We start from the raw sequence: 12,376 nt of genomic DNA, 5'->3' as shown, positions 1-12,376 counted from the left end.
GTCATGGACGACACTGAATTCGATCGGCTTTTGCTCGCCGAGGCCTTCGCCGCGATTGCCGCCGAAGGTTGGCCCCGGTTCTCTATCGCCGCCGCGGCGCGGGCCGCCGGCCTGCCGCTCGAGCGGGCCCGGCTCCGATTCCCGCGCAACGCCATGGTGCTGATCCGCTTCGGACGCCTCGCCGACGCCGCGGCGCTCGCCGGCGCCCCGAGCGAGGGCTCGGTGCGCGATCGGCTGTTCGAAATGATGATGCGCCGCTTTGATGTCTTGCAGGCGCATCGCGCCGGCGTCATCGCGCTGCTCCGCTATCTGCCGTTTGCGCCGCCGCTCGCGGCGTTACTCGGCTGCGCCAGCCTCAACAGCATGGGCTGGCTGTTGGAGGCCGCCGGGGTGTCGGCGCGCGGGCCGCTCGGCCGGGTTCGCGCGAAGGGGTTGCTGGCCGTTTGGCTCTCGGCGGTGCGGGCCTGGATGAGCGATGAGAGCGGTGATCTGGCGGCGACCATGGCAGCGCTCGATACCGCGCTTGCGCGCGCGGAACGGGCATCGCGCTGGCTTCCGGGCGGCAGCCGCCACGACGCGCCGGCGCCTGATTTTCCGCCATCCGACGATATCCCTGACCACAGCGCAGATGCCCCGCCGCCGCCCGAAACGCCCGATCCCGGCCCGGGGCCGGAAGCCTGAGGGGGCGAGCCGCGGTCGCCTTATCGCTGCAAATTTATGGCCCTTATGGCCAGGTGCGGGTGCGGTAGGCTTCCTGTTCTGGGGTCAACTGCGTCGGCGCATCGGCGATCCCGGGGGGCGGGCTCGGCAACACCGCCGGGCTGGTCCAGCAATTGACCTCGCCGAGCGTGTGCGTGCAGTAGGGCGGCAGTGGCAGCGGCGGATCGGGCGTGCGGCAATAGGACTCGCCGCGATCGAGGCGAACCACCGAACAATCCCGCCCGGTGAGCCCCGACCAGACGACATCGAACATGTCGCGCTTGAACGCCATGACACTGACCAGATCCGCACCGGCGACGGCCGCCACCGGCTCCGTCCACGGCGTGCCGCAGGCGGCGGGCAGAAAGCAGCAAATCAGCAGAACGAGGAAGCGTTGCATGGCTTCCTAGTCTGCCGCCAAGAAGTGAACATAATCTTGCCAAGCGGTCAGTTCGCGCCGTTTGCCGGGCCGCCGATGTCCGGCTATGGTCCGCCGCGGAATGCGGTGGAGCGTTGCGCGTGTCTGATATTTTTCAGGAAGTCGATGAAGACTTGCGGGCCGAGCGGGCCCGGCGCCTGCTGTTTCGCTATGGCGGCTGGTTGATCGCCGCCGCGCTTGCCGTGTTGGCCGCGACCGGTGCCTTCGAATATCGGCAATGGCGCCAACGCCAGGCGGACGAAAAACTCGCCGCCCGCTATCTCGATGCGGTCCACGCCGCGACCGCCGAGCCCGCCGACACCAAACAGGCGCTGGCCGGCTTCGCCGCCATTGTCCCCGAGGCCGGCCCCGGCTATCGCGACCTGGCAGCGCTCCAGCAAGCGGCCTTGCTCGCGAAAACCGGCCATCTGCCGGAGGCGCTGGCGATCTGGGACCGCCTTGCCAACGCCAGCGATACCGACAGGCTCCTCGCCCGGCTCGCAGCCCTGCTCTCCGTCCAGCATCAGCTCGACAATGGCGATCCGGCGATGCTCACCGCCCGTCTTACGGCGCTCGAGTCGCCGGACGATCCCTATCGCGCGCTCGCCACCGAAATGCGCGCCCTGCTGGCGTTGCGCCTTGGCAAAAGGGATGATGCGAAAAAGATTTTTTCCGCGCTCCTGCACGATGAGGCAGCACCGCCCGGTCTTCGCCAGCGAGCCGGCGCGCTGCTGGCCGAACTGGGCGGATAATGGCTGCCAAGATGTCGCGCCTGACCCGCCGCAGCGCCCTGCTCGGTCCGCTTGCGCTGCTTTCGGGCTGTGGTGATTGGTTCGATTGGGACAGCGTTCTCAGCACGCCCAAGCACCCGTTGGAGGGCAAACGCGAGGATGTCGTGCATTCGAGCCACGGCCTCGTGGTCACCGAGGGCATCGGCAAGGTCACGCTGCCGCCGCCGGTCCTCAACGCCGCCTGGCCCCAGGATGGCGGCAATCCCGCTCATCTCATGGGGCATTTGCAGGTCGGCGACAAAATCGGCGACGCCTGGCGGGTTGCAATCGGCGCCGGTGGTGGTTTCCGCCGCCAAATCACCGCAACCCCGGTGGTCATCGACCAGACGGTGTTCACCATGGACAGCGACGCCGTCGTCGAAGCCTTCGACGTCGCCCGTGGCACGCGGCGTTGGCGCCTCGATACCCGCGCCAAGCAGGACAATAGCACCAATGTCGGCGGCGGCCTCGCGATCGCCCAGGATCTGCTTTTCGCCGCGACCGGTCGCGGCGATCTCCTCGCCATCGATCCCGCCAAGGGCACCGAGCGCTGGCGGCAAGCCCTCGCGATGCCGATTCGCTCCGCGCCGACGATCGCCGACGGCCGGATCTTCGTCGTCACCATCGACGACAAGATCTACGCCCTCGACGTCAACGGCGGAAAACAGCTCTGGATGCACCCGGCGGCCACCGTGACGACGGCGGCGCTCGGCCTGCCGGCGCCGGCCTATGCCCAGGGGCTGGTGATCGCCGGCTTCGGCTCGGGCGATCTGCTCGCGCTCCGCGCCGAGAGCGGCACCCTCGCCTGGAGCGACCAAATCACCACGGGCGGCAACGGCAACACGCTCGCCGACATCTCCTCGATCACCGCGATGCCGGTGGTCTCCGGCGATCACGTCTACGCGATCGGCCTCGGCGGCCTGATGGTCGCGATCGAGCTTCATGTCGGGCGGCGGCTTTGGGAGCGCGAGGTGGCAAGCGGCCAAACCCCCTGGATCGCCGGTGACTGGGTGTTCATCCTCTCCGAGGATGCCGAGGCCGCCGCCATCCATATCCCAGACGGCAATGTCGCCTGGGTCACGCCGCTGCCGCATTACATGAACCCGAAGAAACAAAAAGACCCGATCAGCTGGATCGGGCCTTTGCTCGCGAGCGACCGGCTGATCGTCGCCGGCAGTAACGGCCAGGTGCTCTCCCTCAGCCCTTATAGCGGCAAGATTCTCGGGCAAATCCAGTTCAAGAAGACCAATGTCGCGGTGCCGCCGATCGTCGCCGCCAAGACGGTCTACATGGTGACCAACGACGGCGCCCTGTTGGCGATGCGCTGATGGAAATTGTGTGTGTTTGTTCTTTTTTGAAAAAAAGAACCAAAAAACTTTTATCCCGTGCCGCCGTGCCTGCCGCGGTCGCCACACCAAGAAGACAGGACAAAAGTCTTTTTGCTTCTTTTTCTTCAGAAAAAGAAGGTTTTTCTTGAGTATGTTAGGATCGTGAAGACGGATAAATCCCGCCGCGTCGTCGTCATCGGGCGGCCGAATGTCGGCAAATCGACGCTGTTCAACCGCCTCGTCGGCCGGCGTGTCGCGTTGATCGCCGATCTTCCCGGCGTCACCCGCGACGCTCAGGAGGCGCCGGCGCGGCTCCGCGGGCGCGATGTCATCCTGGTCGATACCGCCGGGCTCGAGGAAGCGGCGCCCGAGACGCTGGCCGGGCGGATGCGCGCCGGCGCCGAGACCGCGGTTGCCGGCGCCGATCTCGTGCTCCTCGTGGTCGATGCCCGCGCCGGGATCACGCCGGCGGATGCGCATTTTGCCGCTTGGTTGCGGCGGCAGGGGCGGCCGGTCCTGGTGGTCGCAAATAAGGCGGAGGGACGGAGCGGCGGCGCCGAAGCCTTGGAGGCCTTTCGTCTCGGCCTCGGCGCGCCGATCGCGGTCTCGGCCGAGCATGGCGAGGGCATCGCCGATTTGATGGGCCACATCGCCGAGGCGCTCCCCGATGACGCCGAAGAAAAAGACGGTGAGGCCGGGGATGCGTCCTCCGCCTTGCCGCTCCGGCTTGCCATTCTGGGGCGGCCGAATGCCGGGAAATCGACCCTGATCAACCGCCTGCTCGGCGCCGAGCGCCAGTTGACCGGGCCGGAGCCGGGCATCACCCGGGATGCGATCCGGATACCGCTCCTCGATGCCGCCGGCGCGATCGAGCTGATCGACACCGCCGGCCTCAGGCGGCGGGCGCGGATTGAGGCGCCGGTCGAAAAACTCGCCGCTGCCGCCGCGCTCGCCGCCTTGCGCCGCGCCGACGTGGTGGCGCTGGTGATCGACGCTGCCCTTGGTCTGCACGACCAGGATCTGCAAATCGGGCGCCTCGCCGAGCAGGAAGGCCGCGCCGTGGTCATCGTGCTCAATAAATGGGACGCCGTGCGCGCCCCCGATGAGGCCCGCCGTGCCATCGCCGACCGGCTGGAGGCGAGCCTCGCGCAGCTACGCGGCATCGCGACCGTCCCCCTCTCGGCGGCAACCGGCCAGGGCGTTCAGCGGTTCCTGCCGGCGGTGCGGCGGGCGCATGAGATCTGGAGCCGTCGGATCGGCACCAGCGACATCAATCGCTGGCTAGCGGCGGCACTAGAACGCAACCCGCCGCCCTTGCTCGACGGGCGGCGCCTCAAACTGCGTTACGCGACCCAGGCGAGCACCCGCCCGCCGACCCTGGTGCTGTTCGGCGGCCGCGCCGACCGCCTCCCCGACGCCTATCGCCGGTATCTGGTCAACAGCCTGCGCGAGACCTTCGATCTCCCCGGCACCCCGATCCGCATCGATCTCCGCCCGACCCAAAACCCCTATGAGGACGGCAAGCGGCGCTAGAGCAAGGTAGGTTTTGATTGAACCATCCTGTTCAATCAAAACCGGCCAACTTGCTCGCCAAAATAGGTGTAGAGCGTGATCGACTTAAACCGATCACGCTCTAGAGTTTATGCTCGAACCGCCGCGCCTTGGTTTCGAGATAGGCATCATTGACCCCGTTCGGGGCGATCACCAAGGGTTCGCGCCCGGCGATCTCGATGCCGTAGGCGGCCAGCGCCTCAACCTTGGCGGGGTTGTTGGTGAGGAGACGGAGCCGCCGGATGCCAAGTTCGGAGAGCATGGTGGCGGCGATCAGAAAGCGGCGCTCATCGGCGCCCCAGCCCAGCGCCCGGTTGGCGTCCAGGGTGTCGAGGCCGCGATCCTGTAGCGCATAGGCGCGGAGCTTATTGACGAGGCCGATCCCGCGCCCCTCCTGCGCGAGATAGAGCACGGCGCCCGCCCCTTCGGCGGCGATGCGGCGGATCGCGAGCTGCAATTGCGGGCCGCAATCGCAGCGGAGACTGCCGAGGAGATCGCCGGTGAAACATTCCGAATGGAGCCGCACCAGCGGCGTCGCCACGCTCTCCGGCGCGCCGATGACGATGGCGAGATGCTCGATGCCGGCGTCCGGCGCGCGAAACGCGACGACGCGGGCGTCGGGCGCGTCGGCCAGCGGCACCGCCGTCTCGGCGACCCGGCGCAAATTCGCCGCCTCGATATCGGCGCCGGCGAGCACGTCCTCGATCGCGATCGTGAGCAGGCCGAGCGCATCTGCCCGCGCCACCGCGTCCACCCGCGCCGGCGCCGCGACCATCGCCGGCAATAGCCGCGCGAGCTTGGCGAGAGCGAGGGCGCCGGCGGCTTCTTCGGGCGCGGGGTCGAGCAGCGCCGGCGCGGCGCCAACCGGCAGCAGATGGGCGGCAAGCGTCGGGTCGGCGAGATGGCGCAGGGTTTCCGGGGCGAGCAGTGCCGGATCGAGCCCGAGCGCGACCGCCGCCTGGTCCTGGCGCACGGCGCGCCCGAGGAGGGCTGCCGCCCGCGCCGGCGCGAGCAGGAGCTGCGGCGCCGCCTCGGCCAGCGCCGCGATCTCGCCAAGGCTCCGCGTGGTCAGCGTCTCGGCGGGGCAGATCACGAAATCTTGTCGCGCCGTGAGCAGGACCGGAACCCCGCGCCGTGCATCCCCGATCGCCCGGTGCAGCGCCCTGAGACGCAGCGTCTCAGCGTCAGAAAGCGGCAGTTTTCCGGGGCTTTGCGCAGAGTCCGCGGCGGCGTCAGATGGGCTTGGGGAAGCGGGAAGCGGGCTTGGCACGGGGGTTCGCCTTGGTTGACCGCGGACGGACATCGTTCCACACCAGCATCGCGTGCGGCCAACACCCATCGCTTTTCGCTCGAGAAAATGGGCGCGATGGCGCGGCGGCGCAAGATGGCTGCCAAAGCGGCGGCAACAGGGACACCAGATGCCAAACGAGGGAACCCATGTCCGGTGAACGACCCATCCTGCTCGTTGACGACGATCGTGCGCTCCGCGAGACCCTGGCCGAACAGCTCACGGTGGACGGCGCTTTCGCCGTCACCGAGGCCGCCAGCCTTGCCGAGGCGCAAGTCCGGCTGGCGGAGGAGGATGCGCGATTTGACGCGGTCATCCTCGATGTCAGCCTGCCCGACGGCGACGGCCGGGATTTCTGCGCCAAATTACGCAAAAACGGCGTCAAGGTGCCGGTGATCATGCTCACCGCCGCCGATGACGAGGCCGATGTGGTGCGCGGGCTCGAAGCCGGCGCCAACGACTATGTCGCGAAGCCCTTCCGTCTCGCCGAGCTGCTGGCGCGGCTTCGCGTTCAGCTACGGGTTTTCGAGAATAGCGAGGACGCGGTCTTCATGATCGGCCCCTACACGTTCCGCCCGGCGGTGAAGCTGTTGCAGGAGCCGGCCAAAAACCGCCGCATCCGGCTCACCGAAAAAGAGGCGGCGATCCTGAAATTTCTCTACCGCGCCAATCCGAAGCCGGTGCCGCGGCAGATCTTGCTGAACGAAGTCTGGGGCTACAACGCCTCCGTCACCACGCACACGCTGGAGACGCATATCTATCGCCTGCGTCAGAAAATCGAGACCGACCCGACCCGCGCGACCCTCCTCGTCACCGAAGGCGGCGGCTATCGGCTCGATCTGCCGCCGGACGTCGAGGCGACATCCCGCCATGAGCGGAAGTAACCCTCCCGCGGCTCAACCATCCCGCCAGCGCCGCTCGATCGTCACCATGTGGCCGAGCGGGCCGTGGCCACGGCCGATGCCAGGGGCGGCGGCGATCGCCGCCTGAACATAGGCATGCGCCCGTGCGACGGCGGCGCGCAGCGTCCAGCCGGCGGCGAGCCCGGCGGCGATCGCGCTCGCGAGCGTGCAGCCGGTGCCGTGGGTGTGGCGGCTCGGCTGGCGTGGCGCCTCGAACGTCTCGACCCCGTCTAGCGTCGCAAGCAGATCGGTGACGGTCTCACCGGCAAGGTGCCCGCCCTTGAGCAGCACTGCCGGCACCCCGAGGGTAAGGAGCGCCGCTGCCGCGTCATGCATCGCGTCGTGATCCCGGATGCGCATCCCGGCCAGCGCCTCGGCCTCCGGGATATTCGGTGTGAGAAGGGTTGCGAACGGCAGCAGGCGGCGCTTGAACAGGGTCATCGCGTCGGCCGCCAGCAGCGCCTCGCCCCCTTTGGCCAGCATCACCGGATCGATGACCACCGGCAAGCCCAGTCCCGCGAGCGCCAGCGCATCGGCAACCGCCTCGATGGCCGCGACCCCGCCGAGCATGCCGATCTTGATCGCATCGGCGCCTGGATCATCGAGCGCGACGGCGATCTGGCGCGCGAGAAAGGCCGGCGGGACGGGAAAAATCTCGTGCACCCGCTCGGTATCCTGAATGGTGAGCGCGGTGAGCGCGGTCGCGGCATAGGCGCCGAGCGCGGTCAGCGTCTTGATATCGGCCTGGATGCCGGCGCCGCCGCCGGAATCGGAGCCGGCGATGACCAGAACCCGGCCGATCCGGAGAGGCTCCACGTCCGTCCCCTCAGCCCGCACGCGACATGGCGGCCGCCGTGGTGATCACGGCCGCAAGTTCGCCGACGACGCGCTGCACCAGCGCCTCATCCTCGGCCTCGGCCATGATGCGCAGAACCGGCTCGGTGCCGCTCGGGCGGATGAGCAGCCGGCCGCTGCCCGCCAGCGCCGCCTCCGCCTCGGCCACCGCCTTCCGCACCTCGCGATCCTCGAGCGGCGAGGGGCCGCTGAAGCGAATGCTCTCCAGCCGCTGCGGCAGCGGCGTGAAAACATTGCAGACCGCGCTCGCTGGCCCACCGGCGGCGACCAGCACCGCGAGCACCTGTAGCGCCGCGATCAAGCCATCGCCGGTGGTCGCGAAATCGGAAAGGATGAGATGCCCCGATTGCTCGCCGCCGACATTCATCCCGCCGGCGCGCATCCGCTCGGCGACATAGCGGTCCCCCACCTGGGTGCGGTGCAGCGCGAGACCGAGCCCGACGAGAAACCGCTCGAGCCCGAGATTGGACATCACCGTCGCGACGATGCCGCCGCCAACGAGCTGCCCGGCATCGCGCCAGCGCCGCGCGATCAGCGCCAAGATCTGATCGCCGTCGATCAGCCGGCCGCTTTCATCGGCGAGCACCAGCCGATCGGCGTCGCCATCGAGGGCGATGCCGAGATCGGCGCCTTCCTCGCGCACCCGCGCGCAGAGCAGCGCGGGATCGGTCGAGCCGCAGCCCTGATTGATGTTGAAGCCGTTGGGCGCAACGCCAAGCGGCACCACCTGCGCGCCGAGTTCCCAAAGCACGGTGGGTGCGACGCGATACGCGGCGCCGTGGGCGCAATCGAGCACGATCTTGAGCCCGTCGAGGCGAAGCCCGCGCGGAAAGCTCGCCTTCGCGGCCTCGATATAGCGCCCCGAGGCATCTTCCAGACGCGACGCGCGGCCGAGATGATCGGGTGCGGCCATTTGCGCCGCGAGATCACGCGCCATCAGCGCCTCGATCTCCATCTCGGTCGCATCCGAGAGCTTATAGCCGTCCGGGTCGAAAAGTTTGATGCCGTTATCCTGATAGGGATTGTGGGACGCCGAGATCATCACCCCGAGATCGGCGCGCAAACTGCGCGTCAGCATGGCGATCGCCGGGGTCGGCAGCGGCCCGACCAGCACCACATCCATCCCGGCGCCGATGAAGCCGGCGGTGAGCGCGGGTTCGATCAGATAGCCGGAAAGCCGCGTATCCTTGCCGATGACGACGCGATGACGATGGTCGCCGCGGGTGAACACCACCCCCGCCGCTTGGCCGAGGCGAAGGGCGATTTCCGCCGTCATCGGCGCGACGTTCGCCGTGCCCCGGATGCCGTCGGTGCCGAACAGACGGCGGATCTTGTTCATCAACGCAACTCCCGCTTGCCCAGAGTCTCGAGCGCCAGCCGCGCGGCCCTCATGTCAAAGTCTTTTGGCTTCTTTTTCTTCAGAAAAAGAAGAACCCCTTATAATACTCTTTCGCTTTCCGAAAGGTTATCCCAAACCCGCACCGCCTGGACGGTTTCCGCGACATCATGCACGCGAAGAATGAACGCGCCGTGAGCAAGCGCGTAAAGTCCCGCGGCGATCGAGCCCGGCGCCCGCCGCGATGCCTCGCCCTCGCCGGACGCCATGCCAACCAGGCGTTTGCGCGAGACCCCGACCAGCAGCGGGCAGCCGAAATTGGCGAACAAAGCGAGGCGGCGCATGAGGTCGAGATTCTGCCGCCCCTCTTTCGCGAACCCGAAGCCCGGATCGAGCGCGATCCGCGCCGGCGCGATTCCAGCGGCAAGCGCCGCATCGAGACGGGCGCCGAGTTCGGCGGCGACCTCGCACGCGACATCGCCATAGGTTGCAAGGGATTTCATCGTCGCCGGCGCGCCGCGCATATGCATCATTACCACCGCGCAATCGCGCCGCGCGACCAGCGCCAGGGCGTCGGGATCATGGGTGAGGCCGGAGACGTCGTTGATGATCGCAGCCCCGGCATCGAGCGCTGCCGCCATGGTCGCGGCATGGCGGGTATCGGCCGAGACCAAAATGCCGCGCGCGGCGAGGGCGCGGATGACGGGCAGCACGCGGCGCTGCTCCTCCTCCGGCGCGATCGCTTCGGCCCCGGGGCGGGTGCTTTCACCGCCGACATCGATGATCGCAGCCCCGGCTTCGGCCATCGCCTGGCCGGCGGCGATCGCCGCCTGATGATCGAAATGCCGCCCGCCATCGCTGAAACTATCAGGGGTGACGTTGAGAATGCCCATCACCGCCGGCCGGTCGGTGGGAAGCCCAGCCCAAGGCGGCGGTTTTGCGGTGATGCGCGCGCGCAACGGCGCGAACCCGTCGGGGATCGCGGTCACCGGAACGATCCGCGCCCCGCTATCGTCAATCAGCCGGGCGAGGGTAAAAGCAAGCCGCCCGCCGGCGAGCGGCAGCGCCAGACGCTCCGCGACCACCGCGGCCGCCGCTTCGCCATCGAGCAGGCCGAGAGGTTCGATCAGCCGCATGCGACAGCGCGCGGTCAGCCGGGGAGCGGTGCCGGGCCGAGGCCGCCGGGCGGCGTTGCCGGCGGCACTGGGCGCACCGTCGTCGGCACCGAGGCGCGGCGGCTATCCACCGCCGGCTCATCGGCGAGCTTGCGGATCACTTTCTCGCCGCGCAGCACGGTTCTGATCTCATCGCCGGAAAGGGTCTCGTATTCCAACAAACCCTGCGCCAGGCGGTGCAGCTCGTCGATATGATCGGTGAGGATCTTCTTGGCGCTGGCATAGGCGTTGTCGATGATGCGCTTGATCTCGGCGTCGATGGCGCGCGCCGTCGCCTCGGAAATGTTCTTCTGCTGGGTCATCGAGTAGCCGAGGAACACTTCCTGATTATTGTCGCCATAGGCGATCATGCCGAGCGCGTCGCTCATGCCCCATTCGGTGACCATGCGGCGTGCCTGGTTGGTCGCCATCTTGATATCGCCGGCGGCGCCGTTGGAGACGTTGTCGGGGCCAAAGATGATTTCCTCGGCGGCGCGCCCGCCCATCGCCATGGTGAGTTCGGCGAGCAGTTTCGACCGGCTCTTGGAATAGCGATCGCCCTCCGGCAAGCTCATGACGAGACCGAGGGCGCGGCCGCGCGGAATGATCGTCGCCTTGTGGACGGGATCACATTCCGGCTGATGCAGCGCGCACAGCGCGTGGCCACCCTCGTGATAGGCGGTCATGCGCTTCTCGTCGTCGCTCATCACCAGGCTGCGCCGCTCGGCGCCCATCATCACCTTGTCCTTGGCGTTTTCGAACTCCGCCATCGCGACCACCCGGCGGCCGTTGCGCGCGGCAAGCAACGCCGCCTCATTGACCAGATTGGCGAGATCGGCGCCGGAGAAACCCGGCGTGCCGCGCGCGATGACACGCGGATCGACGTCGCTCGCGAGCGGCACTTTGCGCATATGAACGCGCAAGATTTTCTCGCGCCCGTTCACGTCGGGGTTCGGCACCACCACCTGGCGGTCGAAACGGCCGGGACGGAGCAACGCCGGATCGAGGACATCGGGGCGGTTGGTCGCGGCGATCAGGATCACGCCCTCGTTCGACTCGAACCCGTCCATCTCGACGAGAAGCTGGTTCAGTGTCTGCTCGCGCTCGTCATTGCCGCCGCCGAGCCCGGCGCCGCGATGGCGGCCGACCGCGTCGATCTCGTCGATGAAGATGATGCAGGGGGCGTTCTTCTTGCCCTGCTCGAACATGTCGCGCACCCGGGAGGCGCCGACGCCGACGAACATCTCGACGAAATCCGAGCCCGAGATGGTGAAGAACGGCACGTTGGCCTCGCCGGCGATGGCGCGGGCGAGCAGCGTCTTGCCGGTGCCGGGCGGGCCGACGAGCAGGCAGCCCTTCGGGATCTTGCCGCCGAGGCGCTGGAATTTCTGCGGATCCTTGAGGAATTCGACGATTTCCTGGAGTTCGTCCTTGGCCTCGTCGATGCCGGCGACATCCTCGAAGGTGACGCGTCCCTGCTTTTCGGTGAGCAAGCGCGCGCGCGACTTGCCAAACCCCATGGCGCGGCCGCCGCCGGCTTGCATCTGGCGCATGAAGAAGACCCACACGCCGATCAGAAGCAGCATCGGGAACCACGACAGCAGATAATGCAGGAGCGGGTTGACGTCGCTATCCTCGGGCTTGGCGATCACCCGCACGCCTTTGTCGGTCAGGCGCCCGACCAGGGTCGGATCCTCCGGCGTATAGGTCTGGAATGCGCGGCCATCGGCGAGCTGGCCGGTGACGGTGCGGCCCTGGATCACCACGTCGCGGACATGGCCGGCATTGACGTCGGCGATGAAGTCGGAATAGGCGACCTGGTTCGCCGCCGGGCGCCCGGAATTGGGCTGAAAAAGGTTGAACAGCACCACCAAAAGCAGGGCGATGACTACCCAGAGCGCCAGATTACGTCCGAAATTGCTCATTCTGATCCGATCCTGAGGCCGAAACCCTGACCCGCCCTAGCCGCCCCGACCCCGCGCGAGCCATGTTCCGGGTCGGTTTCACGCCATTACATAAGGTGCCGGTGAGGGTTTCGCATCCCCAATCGACACCTCATCCCCGCAATCCTACCC

At 67.8% G+C, this 12,376-nt stretch carries 12 protein-coding genes; 6 read left to right on the top strand and 6 right to left on the bottom strand.

Annotation, left to right across the window (positions count from 1 at the left end; all coding sequences use genetic code 11):
* Positions 1-3: 3 nt before the first annotated feature.
* Entirely contained in the window at positions 4-681 is a 678-nt protein-coding gene (locus tag DEF76_RS01290) for a TetR family transcriptional regulator (protein WP_205216068.1), read from the top strand.
* A 43-nt stretch (positions 682-724) separates the two neighbouring features.
* Here DEF76_RS01290 and DEF76_RS01285 read toward each other — a convergent pair whose 3' ends face one another.
* Entirely contained in the window at positions 725-1,099 is a 375-nt protein-coding gene (locus DEF76_RS01285; RefSeq protein WP_114910780.1) for a hypothetical protein, read from the bottom strand.
* Positions 1,100-1,218: 119 nt separating this feature from the next.
* Between DEF76_RS01285 and DEF76_RS01280 the strand changes: the two genes are divergently transcribed.
* Genes DEF76_RS01280 through der form a run of 4 tightly spaced genes read left to right on the top strand, consistent with a single transcriptional unit; the run spans position 1,219 to position 4,748 of the window.
* Positions 1,219-1,869, top strand: coding sequence for a tetratricopeptide repeat protein (locus DEF76_RS01280; protein WP_114910779.1), 651 nt, complete (start codon positions 1,219-1,221; stop codon positions 1,867-1,869).
* 11 nt (positions 1,870-1,880) lie between these two features.
* A complete protein-coding gene (locus DEF76_RS01275; protein WP_162800430.1) occupies positions 1,881-3,215 on the top strand; it encodes an outer membrane protein assembly factor BamB family protein in 1,335 nt (444 codons plus the stop codon).
* Positions 3,215-3,364 carry a hypothetical protein gene (locus DEF76_RS19175; protein WP_162800397.1) on the top strand — a complete coding sequence of 50 codons (150 nt, stop codon included), beginning with the start codon at positions 3,215-3,217 and terminating at the stop codon, positions 3,362-3,364. Before DEF76_RS01275 ends, DEF76_RS19175 begins: the two co-directional genes overlap by 1 nt.
* 13 nt (positions 3,365-3,377) lie before the next feature.
* Entirely contained in the window at positions 3,378-4,748 is a 1,371-nt protein-coding gene (gene der, locus DEF76_RS01270) for a ribosome biogenesis GTPase Der (RefSeq protein ID WP_240319073.1), read from the top strand.
* A 100-nt stretch (positions 4,749-4,848) separates the two neighbouring features.
* Here der and ribA read toward each other — a convergent pair whose 3' ends face one another.
* Positions 4,849-6,036 carry a GTP cyclohydrolase II gene (gene ribA / locus DEF76_RS01265; RefSeq protein ID WP_338025767.1) on the bottom strand — a complete coding sequence of 396 codons (1,188 nt, stop codon included), beginning with the start codon at positions 6,034-6,036 and terminating at the stop codon, positions 4,849-4,851.
* 167 nt (positions 6,037-6,203) lie between these two features.
* Here ribA and DEF76_RS01260 point away from each other — a divergent pair, with 167 nt between their 5' ends.
* Entirely contained in the window at positions 6,204-6,938 is a 735-nt protein-coding gene (locus tag DEF76_RS01260) for a response regulator transcription factor (RefSeq protein WP_114910776.1), read from the top strand.
* 12 nt (positions 6,939-6,950) lie between these two features.
* Here the strand turns inward: DEF76_RS01260 and thiD are convergent, their stop codons facing one another.
* The 4 genes from thiD to ftsH form a co-directional block, all read right to left on the bottom strand.
* A complete protein-coding gene (gene thiD, locus DEF76_RS01255; protein ID WP_205216067.1) occupies positions 6,951-7,772 on the bottom strand; it encodes a bifunctional hydroxymethylpyrimidine kinase/phosphomethylpyrimidine kinase in 822 nt (273 codons plus the stop codon).
* Between the two features lie 10 nt (positions 7,773-7,782).
* Positions 7,783-9,150, bottom strand: a complete 1,368-nt coding sequence (gene glmM, locus DEF76_RS01250) for a phosphoglucosamine mutase (RefSeq protein WP_114910775.1) — start codon at positions 9,148-9,150, stop codon at positions 7,783-7,785.
* A gap of 98 nt (positions 9,151-9,248) precedes the next feature.
* The gene (gene folP, locus DEF76_RS01245; RefSeq protein ID WP_114910774.1) at positions 9,249-10,283 is read right to left on the bottom strand and encodes a dihydropteroate synthase; all 1,035 of its coding nucleotides are present in this window, start codon (positions 10,281-10,283) and stop codon (positions 9,249-9,251) included.
* A gap of 14 nt (positions 10,284-10,297) precedes the next feature.
* The gene (gene ftsH / locus DEF76_RS01240) at positions 10,298-12,226 is read right to left on the bottom strand and encodes an ATP-dependent zinc metalloprotease FtsH (RefSeq protein WP_114910773.1); all 1,929 of its coding nucleotides are present in this window, start codon (positions 12,224-12,226) and stop codon (positions 10,298-10,300) included.
* Positions 12,227-12,376 lie beyond the last annotated feature (150 nt).

The organism is Acidibrevibacterium fodinaquatile, from assembly GCF_003352165.1.
Lineage (GTDB): Bacteria > Pseudomonadota > Alphaproteobacteria > Acetobacterales > Acetobacteraceae > Acidibrevibacterium > Acidibrevibacterium fodinaquatile.
This window is presented reverse-complemented; position numbering and strand designations above follow the sequence as displayed.